This window comes from Novosphingobium aquimarinum (genome assembly GCF_009746585.1).
GTDB classification, from domain to species: domain Bacteria; phylum Pseudomonadota; class Alphaproteobacteria; order Sphingomonadales; family Sphingomonadaceae; genus Novosphingobium; species Novosphingobium aquimarinum.
In genome coordinates this window covers 52,701-71,038 of the sequence record NZ_WRPO01000010.1, presented here as the reverse complement: position 1 = coordinate 71,038, position 18,338 = coordinate 52,701, and the positions used below count along the sequence as shown (strand labels likewise).

Below are 18,338 nucleotides of genomic sequence, written 5' to 3'. Positions count from 1 at the left end.
GGACTGAAAGGGCTGGCGGGATGCGGCGCGGCCAGTGCTTGCCGCGTCCCGCGAATGCAGCGAGGCTCGCTGATTGAAGTGGGCGCAGGGCAATCGTCGGCAGGCACGCCGTCCCGCTTACCCAACTTGTCCGGGCTAGCTGGCGCGAGACCGTTCTGCAAAAAGCTCTCAAGTAGATGCCCGCCGGTTTGCCGTCAGGGCAGGGGCCTACCCGATTTCGCGGGACGGCTACCCGGCCAAAGCCCTTGCCAGCGCTGCACGATAGCGATCAGCATCGCGGCGAAACTCTGGGAGTCGCAATGTCGTTTCTGATCGCCGGTGCGCGCCTGTTCGACGGATCATCCGAGAACATCGAAGCCGGTCGGTCGATCCACATTGAAAACGGTGTCATCCGAGAGAGTGGCGACACCATCCGCGCCGCTGCGGCTGCTTGGTCAAGGACAGACCGTGCGGGTGATAGCGCGCGCCGGCCGATGCGGCGATGAGTTCGCCGCCGCTATTCGCTGCACGTGACCGCTCGACGGCGCGGCGCCTCGTTCCGCCTCGGCAGCAAGTCGTCCTGTGCGAACGCGCGCTCGTGCTGCGCTCGCTGGAGGTGGCGCGACGTGGTAGGCTGACGATTGTGATGGGGCCGCCCGGTTACGGCAAGACGACCGCGCTGGGGCAATGGCATGCGCGGCTGAAGCAAGCCGGTCACGCCGTCGCCTGGTACAGCGCCGCCGAGGCCGAGCGGGAGCCGACGCAATTCCTGCGGCTACTGGTCCTGGCAATGGAGGTGGGCGGCATCGATCCGGGCGCGGCCGCGCGGCGGGCGGCGGTGGGTAGTTCGCTCGAAGCGATCCTCGATGGGATTATCTTGGGCCTCGAGCAAGCGAAGGAGCCGATCGTCCTGATCGTCGATGACTATGACCGGATCGATCAGGATGCAGTCGGGCGCTGTGTGACGGAACTGCTCGATGCGTTGCCGTCGCAAGTGAATCTCGTCCTCGGAACGCGGCGCAAGCCCGGGCTGGCCTTGGCAACACTACGCGCTTCGGGCGGGGTGCGCACGATCGATCCCGACGAACTGCGCCTCTCCACCAAGGAACTCGCAGTCACGCTCGGGCTGCCTGAAGACGCGCCCGACGTCGCCACGGTGCTGGCGCAGACCGAAGGTTGGCCGGTCGCCGTCCAGCTCTACAGGTTGTGGCGCGAGCGCGTGGCCACGGGCGCCATGCTGCCCGCTTTCGGGGGCAATGCGGGCGAGGTTGCCGACTATTTCGCCGAGCAAGTCGTAGCCGCGCTGCCGACCGAGCAGCGCGAGGCGCTCATCGCGCTGTCGATCATCGAGCAAGTCGAGGCCTCGCTTGCCGACGCGATCCGCGAGGCGGATGACAGCGCGGTACTGCTCGATGCGCTGACGCAGAATTTGCCGAGTCTGGTCCAGCAGACCGACTCGAACGGCGAAATTGCCTACCGGGTGCATCCGCTGCTTTCCGATTTCGCTCGCGGGCGACTGGCGCTCGAACCTGGGCACGCCGCTGAGCTTCATCGCCGCGCCGCGTGCTGGCTTTCCAGCCATGCTCGACCCGTCGAAGCGGTGCGCCACGCGGTGCGAGGTAATAGCGAGGATTTCCTTTTCGAAATGCTCGGGGAACTGCCGTTCCGTTCGATCTTCATCGATTTCGGCGTCGGTGAGCTGCGCGCGATCCTTCGGGAAATTCCGCCGGGCGCACTTGCGGCCGTTCCCGAGATGCGGCTGATGCAGGCACTGGTTCTGTTCAAGTCCGGCCTCTTCCGCGAGGCGGAGCAATTGCGCGCCGAGGTGGAGCAAACCATCGGCGGGGAAGGCTCCGGGAATCGCGTGGCCCTCATCGAAAGCCGCGCATTGCAGCTGCTGTTCAGCGTCTACATGGACGGGACGGCGTCTTCGCTGGAGGAACAGGTCGCCTGGCTCCTGACGCATGCCCCCGCCGATCCGCTGACCTGGGCCTGGTGCGAGAACACGCGCATGGTGATCGAGCAGGAACAGGGCAAGCTCGAGGTGGCGGCCGCCTCGCTCGCGCGGACACGGGAGGCGTTCCAGGCCAAGCAGGATTCCAATTTTGGGCTCCTGCAACTTGTCGTCCACGACTTGCTGCTGGACTTCGCGCGCGGTTCGCTGGGCGCGGTTCACGATCGTGCCGGCGACCTCCTGCGCCGCGATCCGACCAGCCAGATCGGCGAGCGCTGCCTTCATGCGATGGCGCGGATGATGGCGGCCGCCGTCGACTACCAGCGCACGTATCGCGCGCAAGCCGCCGACGAGATGCGCATCGCGCTCGCCGAATACGGCAGCGGTGAGGCATGGTTCGATCAATACGCGATCGCCATGCCGGCGATCGTCGCAGTGACTTTCCGCCGCCACGGACTCAGCGAGGCGCAGCGCGAGATCGATTTAGCAGCGCGCGACTACGAACTTCGTGGGATGGCCTGCCTGGAAGGAATCATCGTCGGCGTGTCATTGACATACCATGTCCGCGCCGGGGCCAGCGAGGCAATCGCTGATCTCGAGGCCGAGTGCCGTCGTCGCCTGGCGCAAGCTGCGATTGGACCTTCGCCTTGGCGCGAGCGCGATCTGCTGCGCCGCGCGCTCGGCGAGCTAACACTTGCGCGCGGAGAAACGAGCGAGCCTCTCGCCTTGGCGGACGCGCTGGCTGCGGAAGGGCGCCACGAAGGCCGGCGAAGTGCCGAGATCGATGGGCTCATCCTGCGGGCGCGGGCGCATCGTGCGGCTGGCGATCGGGACGCCGCGATCGCGGCGCTGCAGGACGCGGTCCTGTGCGCCGGTACGGAAGATGTTGTCGCTCCCTTCGTCGAGGGCGGCGAGGATGTGGAAGCGATTCTCCGTGAGCTGCTGGCCGGTCCGGCGCCGCGCATCGTCCAGCGACACGCGGTGGTCATCCTGCGGATCATGGAAACCGAAAAGCAGGTCGACGATCCCGATGCGCTGAGCGACCGCGAAGCCGAGATCGTCGCTCACCTGGCCGACGGCGCTTCCAACAAGCTCATCGCCAGACGGCTGGGACTGACCGAGAACACGATCAAGTTCCACTTGAAGAAGGTCTACGCCAAGCTGGGCGTGCAATCCCGGCAACAGGCGGTCGCGCGCGTGCTTCAGCGCTGAGTGCTGGGGTAGGGCGAAGACACATGCCCACCACCCCGATTGCTGCCTCCACTACCCGTTTCCTCGCTGGTGCGTCGCCACGCTTTTGACGATCCTGCTGTCATCGAAAATTCAAAAAGGGGGGTTTTCCGGTGACGCAATCCTTTCGCGACCGTCTTGTCCTTGGCGTAGCCACCCTGGCGCTGGTACCACTCCAGGCTCAGGCTCAATCCGTCCCCGACCAAACCGCCGATGATGTACCGGGCGAGATCGTCGTCACCGCGCAAGCGCGCACAGAGCGGCTGCAGGATGTCCCGATCCAGATCCAGGCCCTCAGCGGCGAAACGCTTGAGAACGCGGGCATCCGCACCTCCGCCGAAGCTCTGTCGCTGACGCCGAATGCCAGCTTCGACCAAGGGAACACGTATAAGAGCACGTTCGTCACCATGCGCGGGCTTACTCAGATCAACAACGCCGATCCGCCGGTCGCCTTCGTGATCGACGGTGTGCCGCAGACCGATCAGACCCAGCTCGACGTCAATCTCTACGGGATCGAGCGGATCGAGATCCTGAAGGGGCCGCAAGGCGCGCTCTACGGTCGCAATGCGGAAGGCGGCGCGATCAACATCGTTACTAAGCAGCCGACCGATCGCTTCGAGGGCTTCGGCAACCTGCTTTATGGCAACGGCGATCAGTTCGTGGGCTCGGCGGGGGTCTCCGGGCCGATTACCGGCGAGGACCTGGTGTTCCGCTTCGATGGCACTTACCGCCAGTTCGATGGGCTGATCCGCAACACTTTCCGTGGCGACAAGGCCGATTTCGTCGATCATGACTGGTCGCTGCGCGGACGTGTCATCGCTCGCCCGACCAGTGCGCTGACGATCGACCTTCGCGCCGAGTACGGAGAATTCCGCGCGGCCAGCAATTACTATTCGGCGGTGTTCTCCGGTGATGCCAACGACTTCGTCCTGCCGCAGTTCAACCTTCCGGGCTCCGCCGAGGGCGATAGCCTCAACCTGACCGCGAAGATCGACCTCGATCTCGGCTTTGCGACGCTCACCAGCATTACGGGTCACACCGAACTCACGCAGAAGAATCGTGCCGACCTCGATTATCGTAACCCCGTGGCGTCGCCGGGCGGCATCTTCGGTCTCGGGTTCCAGGCGGGGCAGGGGCAGGACCTTGATTTAAAAACCACCAGCCAGGAATTGCGGATCGTCTCCGACGACGATCAAGCGTTCCGCTGGCTGGCGGGGGTCTACTACCTGCACACCGATCGTAGCTTGCGCACCCGTGCCTTCGTTGACGTCAACAGCGATCCGGCGCAGTTCGACAATCTCGGCCAGCTCTTCGCCAACAAGTTCGAAGACAACAGCAACAACGCCTATGCCGCTTTCGCGCAGCTCGACTACGACATCGTCGAGAACCTGACTCTGACCGGCGGCCTGCGTTACGACGAAGACCGTCGAAAGCAGACCGATATTCTTGCCGGCACAGTGCGCAAGACATCGTTCGATCGCGTCCAGCCCAAGGTCACTCTGACCTACAAGCCGGCCAGCGACCTGTTGTTCTACGCGACCTACAGCACGGGGTTCCGCTCCGGCGGGTTCAACGCCCCGGGCGTGCCCGTCCCCCTGTTCGACGCGGAATCGTTGCAGAACTACGAAGCGGGCTTCAAGACCCAGTTCCTCGATCGTAAGGTGACCTTCAACGGCGCCTATTACTTCGAAAACGTCAAGAACTACCAATACTTCTACGTCGATGCATCCACCGCTTCGCAGATCATCGATACGATCGACCGCGTGCACATCCGGGGCATCGAGCTGGAACTGGCGGCGCGGCCGATCCCAGGGCTCGACATCACCGGCGCCATCGGTACCACTCTGTCGCGGATCAAACGCAGCAGCGTCGCCGCCGACGAGGGCAACCGCACGCCACGTTCGATTCCGTTTTCGTCCAACCTTTCAGCGCAATACGCCTGGCCCTTCACCGAAACTGTCAACGGATTGGTCCGTCTCGACTGGCAGCATTTCGGCAAGAAATACTGGGGCGCCGACAACGTCGACGTGCAGGACAGCTATGATCTGATCAATGCCCGCGCCGGCATCGAGTTCGGCAACGTTGGCATCTTCGCTTTCGCCAAGAACTTGGGCGATGCGAAGTACTACACCGAATATGTCCCCACCAAATACAGTGGGCTCGACGTTGCGATCGGCTATCGCGGCCGGCCGCGCACGTTCGGCGGTGAAGTCCGCGTGACGTTCTGAGAGTGGATCGGATTAGCGGGAGAACGACCATGGGTTCCGGACCGATACGCCTCGGCATCGATGTCGGTGGCACCAACACCGACGCGGTGCTGATGCAGGGCAGGGATGTCCTCGCCACCACCAAGACCTTCACCACCGCCGATGTGAAGGACGGTGTCATTGCCGCCGTGCGCACGCTGCTCGCAATGCATGGCGGCGCGCGGTCGACGATCGAGGCGGTGATGATCGGCACGACGCAGTTCGTGAACGCCTTCGTCCAGCGCCGCGACTTGTCCCCCGTCGCGGCGATACGAGTCGGGCTGCCTGCGGGAGACGGCGTCCCACCGTTCTCGGGGTGGCCCGACGACGCGCTCGCGGCGGTCGACGGCAGACATTATCTCGTCGGCGGCGGTTCATTCTACAACGGCAAGGACTATGCGCCGCTCGACGAGGATGCCATCGCGGCGGCGGCGGTGGACGCCGCGAAAAGCGGGATCACCGCGTTCGCGCTGTCGGCCTCGTTTGCGCCGATCCGTCCGGACCTTGAGACGCGCGCGGCGGCCATCGTCGCAGCGACCGTGCCCGATGCACGCATTACGCTTTCCTCCGAGGTCGGCGGCATCGGCATCCTCGATCGCGAGAACGCAGCCATCATCAACGCCAGCCTGTCGGACCTCGCGACACGCGTGGTCGGTTCGCTGCGCCAGGCCTTTGCCGATCTGGGCGTGACCGCTCCAATTTACATCAGCCAGAACGACGGCACGCTGATCAGCACCGAAGTCGCGCAGCGCCTGCCGATCCTGACGTGCTCGGCCGGGCCCACGAATTCGATCCGCGGTGCCGCGTTCCTCAGCGGCCTCGACGATGCGATCGTCGCCGACATCGGCGGCACTACAACAGACATCGGGTTCCTACGTGGCGGTTTCCCGCGCGAGACGACCGCGCCGAACACGATCGGCGGGGTGCGGACCAATTTCCGTATGCCTGATGTCCTCTCTATCGGTGTGGGCGGAGGGAGCCTCGTCGTGCCGACCGAGGGCGGCGCCGATGTTGGCCCCAGGTCGGTCGGTTATCGGCTGCCGCAGGAAGCCCGCGTCTTCGGCGGCGACACTCTGACCGCGACCGATATCGCGGTGCGCGCCGGGCAGGGGGGTATCGGCGAGGCGGCGCGTGTCGCCGACCTCGATCCCGCATTCGTCGAGGCTGCGCTCGCTTCGATTCACGGCCAGATCGCGGATGCCATCGATCAAATCAAGGTCAGCGCTACGGCGCAGCCGTTGATCCTCGTGGGGGGCGGCAACATCCTCGTCTCGCGCGCAATCAAGGGGGCCTCCGAAGTCATCCGTCCACAGCACGGAGAGGTCGCGAATGCCGTGGGTGCCGCGATTGCGCTCGTCAGTGGGCGGGTCGACAAGCTTTACGATTTTGCCGGCCTGGGCCGCGAGGCCGCGCTCGATCAGGCGCGCGATGATGCGATTGTCGCGGCAGTGACCGCCGGCGCATCGCGCGACGAAATCGAGATCGTCGATTTGATCGAACTGCCGATGACTCACATGAAATCGGGCCTGGTCCAGGTGAAAGTGCGTGCGGTCGGCCCGCTCGCCGCATTTGTCTGAGCGGCTCAAGGGGGAGACAGCCATGATCGAAACGGTTCAGGATCTGCAGGACATGGCGCGCGGCGCGGTGCTGCTCGGCACCGGTGGCGGCGGCGATCCCTATGTCGGCGAACTGTTCGTGAGCGAACAGATCAAGCGCGGCAAGCTGCCGAAGGTCGTCTCGCCCGAGAGCCTCGACGACGATGCCTTCGTGCTGTCCATCGCTGGGATCGGGGCGCCGACCGTGATCGTCGAGCAGCTCGTCAGCGAGAAGACGCTGCTTCGGCTGCTGGCGCGTGCGGAAGCGTTCTATGGCCGGCGCGTCGACGCGCTGATCTCGGCCGAGATCGGGGGCGCGAACTCCGTGTTCCCTTTGGCACTTTCCGCGATCAGCGGGGTACCCGTCGTCGATGCTGACGGCATCGGCCGAGCTGTGCCGCAGCTCGAAATGACGACGTTCAGCATCTACGGGATCAAGGCGACGCCGTGTCTGCTGATGGACGACGTCGGCAACGTCGTGGTCGTCGATGCCGTCAACGATCGTACTGCCGAGGACCTGTGTCGCTCGGTCGTCACGGCCATGGGCTCGATGGCGTTCAGCGCGATCTATCCGATGAGCGGACGGCAGGTGCGCGAGTGCGCCGTGCTTGGCTCGCTCACGCTTTCGCAGGGGATCGGACGCGCGATCCGCGTCGGTCGCGACCGGGCGGACGGCGATCCCTTCGCTTCGCTCCTCGCGTATCTGCGCCAGCAGGACGGGCGCGTGGCGCGCATCCTGTTCGACGGTAAAGTCACTGACGTTCTGCACGAGACGCGCGACGGCTGGCACTTTGGTCTCGTCACGCTCCAAGACCTTCGCGACGACAAGGACCAGTTCACCATCGAGATCCGCAACGAGTTCATTGTCGCGCGCCATAATGGCGAACCGGCGACGATGGTGCCGGATCTGATCTCCGTGCTCGACCGCGAATCCGCCGAGCCGTTGACCGGCGAGATGCTAACCTATGGGCAGCGCGTGAAGGTTCTCGGTTTCGCCGCCGACCCGATGCTGCGCCGCCCGGAAAGCCTGGAAGTGCTCGGACCGCGGCTGTTCGGCATCGATAGCGATTTTATCCCGATCGAGGATCTCGCGGCAAAAATCGAGGCCGCGGATATGGTTTCGGCGCACTGAAGCACTATGTGTTCCGGACGGCGGAACTGGGATCGACCGACTGCGACGGAATCACCTGGAGCACGTGCCTTTGCCAGCGGCGCGGAATAGACGGCGACCTAGGCGGCGTTTGAGCAATGAGCCGAACGGTGTGGGATCAGCTTCCCTTGACCGAAGCGGCGAATCCCGCTAACGGCGCGCTTCCCTTGCGGCTGGTCCGCTGGGAAACGACATAGAGCTGAGCATTGCGCGGGTGCGTGCGGGGTTGGAACCAAGGTTCCGGGTCCTTGCGCAACGGGAGGGAAACCTCCGGCGTCCCGTGGCAAAGTAATCCGGTGCTTTCGAGTCCGGGTGGAGTGTCTTTCGGCTCATGGACGCGCTCGAGGATTGCGCTGTTCCGACTGCGGTTCCGGCTTTTGCCGGGGCGCTCGGTTGGAGCGCTTCTGCAACTCGGTGCGGACATGATCTGTCTGCCTTTATCCATCCGTCCTCGCGCGCACCGGCCCCATGGCCCGGGGTGCGACGGGTCCGTTCCGCCTCGGGCCACCGAGGGCTTGCCTCTCTATTCCGGAGAGGACGAGGCGGAGCGGTCCCATCGCACTCCACAACCAGAAAAGAGTACAGATGCCCACGATCAACCAGCTGGTCCGAAAGGGCCGCGAGCCGCAGAAGGCCAAGAGCAAGGTCCCGGCCATGGAGCAGAACCCGCAGAAGCGCGGCGTCTGCACCCGCGTCTACACGACGACCCCGAAGAAGCCGAACTCGGCGCTTCGCAAGGTCGCCAAGGTGCGCCTCACCAACCAGCGCGAGGTCATCACCTACATCCCCGGCGAGGGCCACAACCTGCAGGAGCACTCGGTGGTGCTGATCCGCGGCGGCCGTGTGCGCGACCTTCCCGGCGTGCGCTACCACGTGCTGCGCGGCGTGCTCGATACGCAGGGCGTCAAGGACCGCAAGCAGAGCCGTTCGAAGTACGGCGCCAAGCGGCCGAAGTGATCCGTCCGATCAGTCCGTCATCCCAGCGAATGCTGAGATCGCTGTCGGGCTGGTCGAACCGTCGCGAGTTTCAACCGGAGCGCCTGAGGCCCACGATCCCAGCTTTCGCTGGGATGACGTCTGAGGACGGTCGCTACGCTCCCGGATTCTGGAGTTTCTAAATGTCACGTCGTCGTCGTCCCGAGAAGCGGGAAATCCTGCCCGATCCCAAGTTCGGTGATCAGGTCCTGTCGAAGTTCATGAACAACCTCATGTACGACGGCAAGAAGTCCGCCGCCGAAGGCATCGTCTACGGTGCGCTCGACACCATGGAATCGCGCGCCAAGGCCGATCCGGTGCAGCTGTTCCACGAAGCGCTGAACAACGTGAAGCCGCAGATCGAGGTCCGTTCGCGGCGCGTCGGCGGTGCGACCTACCAGGTCCCCGTCGAAGTGCGTCCCGAGCGCGCCCAGGCACTGGCGATCCGCTGGCTCATCACGGCGGCGCGCAACCGTCCCGAGACGACGATGTCGGCGCGGCTATCGGGCGAGCTGCTCGATGCCGCCAACAACCGCGGCAACGCGGTGAAGAAGCGCGAGGACACGCACCGCATGGCCGACGCCAACCGCGCCTTCTCGCACTACCGCTGGTAAGGCGAAGCGCGGTCGTCATCCGGGCGTCACACTTTTAATCGAGGGGCGGGGACCTATCTGACGAGCGGTTCCCAGTCCCGAAAATCCAAGGAATTTTCCCATGGCACGCAGCCATCCGATCGAACGCTATCGCAACATCGGCATCATGGCGCACATCGACGCCGGCAAGACCACGACGACCGAGCGGATCCTCTACTACACCGGCAAGTCCTACAAGATCGGCGAAGTCCACGACGGCGCCGCGACCATGGACTGGATGGAGCAGGAGCAGGAGCGCGGCATCACCATCACGTCGGCCGCGACGACCACGTTCTGGCAGGCCGAGGACGGCCAGGGCCCCGAGCACCGCATCAACATCATCGACACCCCCGGACACGTCGACTTCACGATTGAAGTCGAGCGTTCGCTGCGCGTGCTCGACGGCGCGGTCGCGGTGTTCGACGGCGTTGCCGGCGTGGAGCCCCAGTCCGAGACCGTGTGGCGCCAGGCCGACAAGTACGGCGTTCCGCGCATGTGTTTCATCAACAAGCTCGATCGCACCGGCGCCGACTTCTATTATTGCGTTCAGTCGATCATCGATCGCCTCGGCGCGGTGCCGCTGGTGATGTACCTGCCGATCGGCGCAGAAGCCGATCTCAAGGGCGTTGTCGACCTCGTCAACATGCGCGGCATCGTCTGGCAGGATGAAAGCCTCGGCGCGAAGTTCGACTACACCGACATCCCCGCCGACATGGCCGACAAGGCTGCCGAGTATCGCGAGAAGCTGCTCGAAACGATCGTCGATCAGGACGACGACGTCCTCGAACAGTATCTCGAAGGCAACGAGCCGGACGTCGCCACCATCAAGCGCTTGATCCGCAAGGGCACGCTGGCGCGCGATTTCGTTCCTGTGACGTGTGGTTCGGCGTTCAAGAACAAGGGCGTGCAGCCCCTGCTCGACGCCGTTGTCGACTACATGCCGAACCCGCTCGACGTTCCGGCGATCGAAGGTATCAATCCCGATACCGAAGCCGAGGAAAATCGTCCCTCCGACGACGCCGCTCCGTTCTCGGCGCTGGCGTTCAAGATCATGAACGACCCGTTCGTCGGCACGCTCACCTTCTGCCGGATCTATTCCGGCACCTTGGCCAAGGGTTCTTACCTGAACTCGGTCAAGGACAAGAAGGAGAAGGTCGGCCGCATGCTGCTGATGCACTCCAACAATCGCGAGGACATCGATGTGGCGTACGCGGGCGACATCGTCGCTGTCGCGGGCCTCAAGGAAACCACCACCGGCGACACGCTGTGCGCCGAAAAGGCTCCGATCATTCTCGAGCGGATGGAATTCCCGGATCCGGTCATCGAACTTTCGGTCGAACCCAAGACCAAGGCCGACCAGGAGAAGATGGGCATTGCCCTGTCGCGCCTGGCTGCCGAGGATCCCTCGTTCCGCGTCTCGACCGATCACGAGTCGGGCCAGACGATCATCAAGGGCATGGGCGAGCTTCACCTCGACATCATCGTCGATCGCATGCGCCGCGAGTTCAAGGTCGAGGCCAACGTCGGCGCCCCGCAGGTCGCTTATCGCGAATATCTCGGGAAGCCGGTCGAGCTGGTCTACACTCACAAGAAGCAGTCGGGTGGTTCGGGACAGTTCGGTGAAGTCAAGGTCAAGCTTACCCCGGGTGAGCGCGGCGCCGGCATCAACTTCATCGACTCGGTGAAGGGCGGCAACATCCCGCGCGAATACATTCCTTCGGTCGAGAAGGGCATGCGCGAGACGGCTGAGACCGGTGCGCTGATCGGCTTCCCGATCGTCGACTTCGACATCGAGTTGCTTGACGGTAAGTACCACGATGTCGACTCTTCGGCGCTCGCGTTCGAGATCGCGGGTCGCGGTGCCATGCGCGAAGCCGCGCAGAAATCCGGGATCAAGATCCTCGAGCCGATCATGAAGGTCGAAGTCACGACGCCCGAGGAGTTCATGGGTGACGTGATCGGCGACTTGAACAGCCGTCGCGGCCAGATCCAGGGCACCGACAGCCGTGGTAACGCGCAGGTCGTGGAGGCCAACGTGCCGCTCGCGAACATGTTCGGCTACGTCAACCAGCTGCGCTCGTTCACTCAGGGACGCGCCCAGTATTCCATGCAGTTCTCTCACTATGACGAGGTCCCGGCGAATGTCGCGGCCGAGGTCAAGGAGAAGCTTGCCTAAGTGACGTGATAGGTCTAGGGGCGGCGCTCGATTCCGCGGGTGCCGCTTTCGAATTCCCGCAGTCTCAATTTCAGAAGAAAAGAAGGTTTGTGTAAATGGCGAAGGCAAAATTCGAGCGGAATAAGCCGCACTGCAACATCGGCACCATCGGTCACGTTGATCACGGCAAGACCACGCTGACGGCTGCCATCACCAAAGTCATGGCCGAAGTCTACGGCGGTGAAGCCGTTGACTTCGCCAACATCGACAAGGCTCCCGAAGAGCGCGAGCGCGGCATCACGATTTCGACGGCGCACGTCGAATACGAGACCGACGCCCGCCACTACGCGCACGTCGACTGCCCGGGCCACGCCGACTACGTCAAGAACATGATCACCGGTGCCGCCCAGATGGACGGCGCGATCCTGGTCGTGAACGCCGCCGACGGCCCGATGCCGCAGACCCGCGAGCACATCCTGCTCGCTCGTCAGGTCGGCGTGCCGGCGCTGGTCGTGTACATGAACAAGGTCGATCAGGTTGACGACGAAGAGCTGCTCGAGCTCGTCGAGCTGGAAGTTCGCGAGCTGCTCAGCTCGTACGACTTCGACGGCGACAACATTCCGATCGTAAAGGGTTCGGCTCTGGCCGCTCTAGAAGGTCGCGACGACGAGATCGGCAAGAACTCGATCATCGAGCTGATGAAGGCCGTTGACGAATTCATCCCGCAGCCGCCGCGCCCGACCGACAAGCCGTTCCTGATGCCGGTCGAAGACGTATTCTCGATCTCGGGTCGTGGTACGGTCGTCACCGGCCGCGTCGAGACCGGTATCGTCAAGGTTGGCGAGGAAGTCGAAGTCGTCGGTATCCGCGACACGCAGAAGACCACCGTCACCGGTGTCGAGATGTTCCGCAAGCTGCTCGATCAGGGCGAAGCCGGCGACAACATCGGCGCGCTCGTTCGTGGCCTGAAGCGTGAAGACGTCGAGCGTGGTCAGGTTCTGGCCAAGCCCGGCACCGTGACCCCGCACACCGACTTCGACGCCGAAGTCTACGTCCTTTCGAAGGACGAAGGTGGCCGTCACACGCCGTTCTTCGCGAACTACCGTCCGCAGTTCTACTTCCGCACGACCGACGTGACCGGCGAAGTGATCCTCCCCGAGGGCACCGAAATGGTCATGCCGGGCGACAACGTCACGATCTCGGTCAAGCTCATCGCGCCGATCGCGATGGACGATGGCCTGCGCTTCGCCATCCGCGAAGGCGGCCGCACCGTCGGATCGGGCGTCGTCTCGAAGATCACGAAGTAAGCTTTCAAGCCTACTTCTGAACGGATCGGCCCGGCCTCCTAGCGGAGGTCGGGCCTTTTCGTTGAAAGGAACCCATGGCACGCAAGTACGGCAAGCACGGCCCGCGCGAGGACGTCTACGACGAACCGGACAGCGAGGAGGAAGCATCCCCGCCGCCAGACTGCTGGCTGTGTGGGAGGCCTTGTGGCGAAACTGTGGTCTGGCATCACCCGGTTCCCAAGAGCCGGGGAGGGCGCGACACGGTGCCGATGCATCCGATCTGCCAGAACATGGTCATCACCACGTTCACCAATTCCGAGCTGCAGCGCTACGGCCTCGATGGCGGCTTGCTTCGGCTCGATCCCCGGATCGAGAAGTTCGTCGCGTGGGTTTCGAACAAGGAACCCGATTTCAACGCGGCGCTCGGCAAGAAAGCCAAGCGCTGACGGCGAGATCGCCCCGGGTTTGGCCAACAATTCAATTGCGTGTATAGAGGGGCGGACAAGCCATTCGTTGCGCGGAACACCCGGCGCATCGAAACCTGGCAGAAATCCGAATTTTTCGCGGGCTTGGGGCTTGCACGAATCCCGCATCCCCTGTAGTGGCGCGCTTCGCAATTCAACGGGAGCCGCGGCTCCTTCGCTCTTTCTCATCGGTAGTGGACATGGAAGCTCAAAACATTCGCATTCGCCTCAAGGCGTTCGATCACCGCGTGCTCGACCAGGCGACTGGCGAAATTGCAGATACGGCTCGCCGCACTGGCGCGCTGATCCGGGGCCCCATTCCGCTGCCGACGAAGATTGAGAAGTTCACCGTGAACCGCGGTCCTCACATCGACAAGAAGTCGCGTGAGCAGTTCGAGGTTCGCACCTACAAGCGTCTGCTCGATATCGTGCAGCCGAATGCCACGACCGTCGACGCGCTGATGAAGCTCGATCTTGCGGCGGGCGTGAACGTCGAAATCAAGCTCGCGTAAGCGAGGCGGCCCTCCGGCTTCGGCAGGAGGGCACTTACCGGTTCCCACGGAACCGCGAGGACAGAGCCCGACGAAACGCCGTCGGGACACAAGGGATACCGCCGGGGGAATTTCCTCCGGGTCTGCGTCCCCCGTCCAGTCTCTCTCAACGGAGAGGCGCTTCAGCCCGGACGGGGCGACGCATCATCAAAAGGGCTGAGCATGCACCCGGGGATGGTCCTCGTGTGCCTCTGTTGAGGAGTTTTGATCATGCGCACTGGCGTGATCGCCAAAAAGGTGGGGATGACCCGCCTGTTCCAGGAAGACGGCCGGCATGTGCCCGTAACCGTTTTGGCGCTGGAAGATTGCCAGGTTGTTTCGGTTCGCACCAACGATGTGGACGGCTATGTCGCCGTTCAGCTCGGTGCCGGCGAAGCCAAGGCCAAGAATGTCAACAAGCCGCAGCGTGAGCACTTCGCCAAGGCGGAAGTGCCGCTGAAGATGCGTGTTGCCGAGTTCCGCGTCGCTGACGATGCGCTGCTCGATGTCGGCGCGACGATCGCCGCCTCGCACTTCGTGCCGGGCCAGCTGGTCGATGTCGCCGGTCACACCCAGGGCAAGGGCTTTGCCGGCGCGATGAAGCGCTGGGGCTTCGGTGGTCTGCGCGCAACGCACGGCGTTTCGCTCTCGCACCGTTCGCACGGCTCGACGGGTAACCGCCAGGATCCGGGCAAGGTCTTCAAGAACAAGAAGATGGCCGGTCACATGGGCGACCGTCAGCGCACGCAGCAGAACCTCGAAATCGTGCGCGTCGATGACGAGCGCGGCCTGATCTTCGTCAAGGGCTCGGTCCCGGGCGCGAAGAACACCTGGCTCACCGTGTCGGACGCCGTGAAGGTGTCTCGCCACGCCGAGGCTCCGTACCCGGCCGGCCTGAAGCAGGCCGCCAACAGCAATGAACCGGCCGCTGCCGACACGCCTGCGGATGACACCGCGGCGCCGGAAGCGACCGAAGGCCAGGAGGGCTAATCGTGAAGGTCAAGGTCCTCAACCTGGATGGCTCCGACGCCAAGGGCGACATCGAGCTTTCGGACGAAGTGTTCGGTCTCGAACCGCGCGCCGACATCCTGCATCGCGTCGTAACCTGGCAGCTCGAGAACCGTCGCGGCACCGCTCGCCCGACGCGCGAGCGGTCCGACGTCGCTCGCACCGGCAAGAAGTGGGGTCGCCAGAAGGGCGGCGGCACGGCTCGTCATGGTGACCGTGCGGCACCGATCTTCATCGGCGGTGGTAAGGCTCACGGTGCGCGCAAGCGTGACTTCGAGCAGTCGCTGAACAAGAAGGTCCGTGCACTCGGCCTCAAGATGGCGCTTTCGGCCAAGGCCAAGGACGGCCTCGTGGTCATCGACAGTCTCGATGTCGCCGATGCCAAGACCAAGGCCCTGGCGGGTCAGCTTTCGCAGGCTGGCTTCGGCAAGAAGGTTCTGGTGATCGACGGCGAGGCGGTGAACGACAGCTTCGCACGTGCGGCCGGCAACCTCGTCGGCGTTAACGTGATGCCTGCCGTCGGCGCCAACGTCTACGACATCCTCAAGCATGATACGCTGGTGCTGACGCGCGCCGCGGTCGAGAAACTGGAGGCGCGTTTCAATGGCTAAGGCAAAGGACATTGCGATCCGTCACTACGACGTGATCCTCTCGCCCCACATCACCGAGAAGTCGACGCTGCTCTCCGAGCACAACGCGGTCGTCTTCAAGGTGGCCGACGATGCGACCAAGCCTGAGATCAAGGCGGCGGTCGAAGCGCTGTTCGACGTCAAGGTGACTGGCGTGAACACCATCGTCCAGAAGGGCAAGGTCAAGCGCTGGCGCGGTAAGCCTTACCGTCGCAGCGACGTGAAGAAGGCGGTTGTCACGCTGGCCGAGGGCCAGTCGATCGACATCACCGAAGGCGTACGGGGCTGATCCGATGGCATTGAAGAACTACAACCCGACCAGCCCGGCGCGCCGTGGCCTGATCCTCGTCGACAAGACGTCGCTGTGGAAGGGCAAGCCCGTCAAGGCTTTGACCGAAGGCAAGCGCAAGACCGGCGGCCGCAACAACAAGGGCCACGTGACTTCGCGCGGCATTGCTGGCGGTCACAAGCAGAAGTACCGCTATATCGACTTCAAGCGTCGCAAGTGGGACATGTCGGCTACGGTCGAGCGGATCGAATACGATCCCAACCGCACCGCGTTCATCGCGCTCGTGAAGTACGAAGACGGCGAACTGGCCTACATCCTGGCGCCGCAGCGTCTGGCGATTGGCGACAGTGTGATCGCCGGCGAGAAGACCGACGTGAAGCCTGGCAACGCCATGCTCCTGTCGCAGATGCCGGTCGGCACGATCTGCCACAACGTAGAGATGAAGCCGGGCAAGGGCGGTCAGATCGCTCGCTCGGCAGGCAACTACGTGCAGATCGTCGGTCGTGACCGTGGTCTCGTGATTGCCCGCCTGAACTCGGGCGAGCAGCGTTACCTGCGCGGCGATTGCATGGGTACCGTCGGCGCCGTGTCGAACCCGGACAACGCGAACCAGAACTTCGCCAAGGCCGGTCGCACGCGCTGGAAGGGCCGTCGCCCGCTCACGCGTGGTGTTGCGAAGAACCCGGTCGATCACCCGCATGGTGGTGGTGAAGGCAGGACCTCGGGTGGCCGTCACCCGGTTACTCCGTGGGGCAAGCCGACCAAGGGCGCCCGTACCCGGAACAACAAGCAGACGGACAAGATGATCATCCGTTCGCGCCACGCGAAGAAGAAGAGGTAAGACACGATGGCACGCTCCGTCTGGAAAGGCCCCTTCGTCGATCTGTATCTGCTCAAGAAGGCAGAGACCGCTCAGGAAGCAAGTGGCCGTACTGGTCCGATCAAGACCTGGTCGCGTCGTTCGACGATCCTGCCGCAGTTCGTTGGTCTGACGTTCAGCGTCTACAACGGCCACAAGTTCATTCCCGTCTCGGTCAACGAAGACATGGTCGGCCACAAGCTCGGCGAGTTCGCTCCCACGCGCAGCTTCCCCGGCCACGCCGCCGACAAGAAGGGTAAGCGCTGATGAGCAAGAACAAGGCACCCCGCCGCGTTGCCGACAACGAGGCGCTCTCGGTCGGCACGCAGATCCGCGGCTCGGCGCAGAAGCTGAATCTCGTCGCCGGTCTGATCCGCGGCAAGAAGGCCGAGGAAGCGATGAACATCCTCGCCTTCTCGAAGAAGGGCATGGCCGAAGACGCGCGCAAGGTTCTCGCCTCGGCGATCGCCAACGCGGAAAACAACCACAACCTGGACGTCGACGCGCTCGTCGTGGCCGAGGCTTCGGTGGGCAAGTCGATCACGATGAAGCGTTTCCACACGCGCGGTCGCGGCAAGTCCACTCGGATCCTGAAGCCGTTCTCGCGCCTTCGGATCGTCGTTCGCGAAGTCGAGGAGGCCTGATCATGGGTCATAAATCCAATCCGATCGGCCTGCGTCTGCAGATCAACCGCACGTGGGACAGCCGCTGGTACGCCGAAGGGCGTGACTATCGGCAGCTGCTCGAAGAGGATCTCAAGATCCGCAAGTTCATCATCGAATCGCTGCCGCAGGCCGCGATCTCGAAGGTGGTCATCGAGCGCCCGGCCAAGCTGTGCCGTGTGTCGATCTATGCCGCTCGTCCGGGCGTCATCATCGGCAAGAAGGGCGCGGACATCGAGAAGCTCCGCAAGAAGCTGGCTTCGATGACTGACAGCGAAGTGAAGCTGAACATCGTCGAGATCCGCAAGCCGGAAATCGATGCCAAGCTCATCGCGCAGGGCATTGCCGACCAGCTGATCCGCCGCGTGGCGTTCCGCCGGGCGATGAAGCGCGCGATGCAGTCCGCCATGCGTCTGGGTGCCGAAGGCATCAAGGTGATGTGCGGTGGCCGTCTCGGCGGCGCCGAAATCGCTCGTGTCGAGCAGTACCGCGAAGGCCGCGTTCCGCTGCACACGCTGCGCGCCAACGTGGACTATGCCGACGCCGAGGCACTGACCGCCTACGGCATCATCGGCATCAAGGTCTGGGTCTTCAAGGGCGAGATCCTCGGCCATGACCCGACGGCGCAGGATCGCCTGATGATGGAGGCTCAAACCTCCGGCGTCCGTCCGGCCCGCTAAGGTAGAGTAAGCAAC

General features: G+C 63.8%; 18 protein-coding genes. All 18 read left to right on the top strand.

Translation table 11 applies throughout. The annotated features are described in order from the left end of the window. The first annotated feature begins 299 nt into the window (after positions 1-299). Positions 300-485 carry a hypothetical protein gene (locus GQO94_RS11740; protein ID WP_156841651.1) on the top strand — a complete coding sequence of 62 codons (186 nt, stop codon included), beginning with the start codon at positions 300-302 and terminating at the stop codon, positions 483-485. Then, entirely contained in the window at positions 482-3,145 is a 2,664-nt protein-coding gene (locus tag GQO94_RS11735) for a LuxR C-terminal-related transcriptional regulator (RefSeq protein WP_156841649.1), read from the top strand. Before GQO94_RS11740 ends, GQO94_RS11735 begins: the two co-directional genes overlap by 4 nt. A gap of 131 nt (positions 3,146-3,276) precedes the next feature. Continuing rightward, positions 3,277-5,391, top strand: a complete 2,115-nt coding sequence (locus GQO94_RS11730) for a TonB-dependent receptor (protein ID WP_156841647.1) — start codon at positions 3,277-3,279, stop codon at positions 5,389-5,391. Positions 5,392-5,420: 29 nt separating this feature from the next. Then, positions 5,421-6,986: a hydantoinase/oxoprolinase N-terminal domain-containing protein gene (locus tag GQO94_RS11725; protein ID WP_156841645.1), complete on the top strand. Its 1,566-nt coding sequence runs from the start codon at positions 5,421-5,423 to the stop codon at positions 6,984-6,986. A gap of 22 nt (positions 6,987-7,008) precedes the next feature. After that, positions 7,009-8,136 carry a DUF917 domain-containing protein gene (locus GQO94_RS11720; RefSeq protein ID WP_232332899.1) on the top strand — a complete coding sequence of 376 codons (1,128 nt, stop codon included), beginning with the start codon at positions 7,009-7,011 and terminating at the stop codon, positions 8,134-8,136. A 603-nt stretch (positions 8,137-8,739) separates the two neighbouring features. Beyond that, complete coding sequence (rpsL, locus tag GQO94_RS11715) at positions 8,740-9,111, top strand: 30S ribosomal protein S12 (protein ID WP_156841643.1); 372 nt, start codon at positions 8,740-8,742, stop codon at positions 9,109-9,111. A gap of 161 nt (positions 9,112-9,272) precedes the next feature. Beyond that, positions 9,273-9,743: a 30S ribosomal protein S7 gene (rpsG, locus tag GQO94_RS11710; RefSeq protein ID WP_156841641.1), complete on the top strand. Its 471-nt coding sequence runs from the start codon at positions 9,273-9,275 to the stop codon at positions 9,741-9,743. Positions 9,744-9,843: 100 nt separating this feature from the next. Further along, entirely contained in the window at positions 9,844-11,937 is a 2,094-nt protein-coding gene (gene fusA, locus GQO94_RS11705) for an elongation factor G (RefSeq protein WP_156841639.1), read from the top strand. Between the two features lie 95 nt (positions 11,938-12,032). Next, a complete protein-coding gene (gene tuf / locus GQO94_RS11700; protein WP_156841637.1) occupies positions 12,033-13,223 on the top strand; it encodes an elongation factor Tu in 1,191 nt (396 codons plus the stop codon). 74 nt (positions 13,224-13,297) lie between these two features. Then, entirely contained in the window at positions 13,298-13,648 is a 351-nt protein-coding gene (locus GQO94_RS11695; RefSeq protein WP_156841635.1) for a hypothetical protein, read from the top strand. 218 nt (positions 13,649-13,866) lie between these two features. Further along, positions 13,867-14,178, top strand: a complete 312-nt coding sequence (gene rpsJ, locus GQO94_RS11690; protein WP_098106970.1) for a 30S ribosomal protein S10 — start codon at positions 13,867-13,869, stop codon at positions 14,176-14,178. A gap of 249 nt (positions 14,179-14,427) precedes the next feature. Next, complete coding sequence (gene rplC, locus GQO94_RS11685; RefSeq protein ID WP_156841633.1) at positions 14,428-15,186, top strand: 50S ribosomal protein L3; 759 nt, start codon at positions 14,428-14,430, stop codon at positions 15,184-15,186. Between the two features lie 2 nt (positions 15,187-15,188). Beyond that, positions 15,189-15,815: a 50S ribosomal protein L4 gene (gene rplD, locus GQO94_RS11680; protein ID WP_156841631.1), complete on the top strand. Its 627-nt coding sequence runs from the start codon at positions 15,189-15,191 to the stop codon at positions 15,813-15,815. Next, positions 15,808-16,122 (top strand): 50S ribosomal protein L23, encoded by a 315-nt coding sequence (locus tag GQO94_RS11675; protein ID WP_156841629.1) that lies wholly within the window; start codon positions 15,808-15,810, stop codon positions 16,120-16,122. Before rplD ends, GQO94_RS11675 begins: the two co-directional genes overlap by 8 nt. A 4-nt stretch (positions 16,123-16,126) precedes the next feature. Continuing rightward, a complete protein-coding gene (gene rplB / locus GQO94_RS11670) occupies positions 16,127-16,963 on the top strand; it encodes a 50S ribosomal protein L2 (protein ID WP_156841627.1) in 837 nt (278 codons plus the stop codon). A 6-nt stretch (positions 16,964-16,969) separates the two neighbouring features. Then, complete coding sequence (rpsS, locus tag GQO94_RS11665) at positions 16,970-17,248, top strand: 30S ribosomal protein S19 (RefSeq protein WP_156841625.1); 279 nt, start codon at positions 16,970-16,972, stop codon at positions 17,246-17,248. Continuing rightward, on the top strand, positions 17,248-17,625 hold the full coding sequence (gene rplV, locus GQO94_RS11660) for a 50S ribosomal protein L22 (protein ID WP_156841623.1): 378 nt from the start codon (positions 17,248-17,250) through the stop codon (positions 17,623-17,625). Before rpsS ends, rplV begins: the two co-directional genes overlap by 1 nt. 2 nt (positions 17,626-17,627) lie before the next feature. Then, positions 17,628-18,323: a 30S ribosomal protein S3 gene (rpsC, locus tag GQO94_RS11655; RefSeq protein ID WP_156841621.1), complete on the top strand. Its 696-nt coding sequence runs from the start codon at positions 17,628-17,630 to the stop codon at positions 18,321-18,323. Positions 18,324-18,338 lie beyond the last annotated feature (15 nt).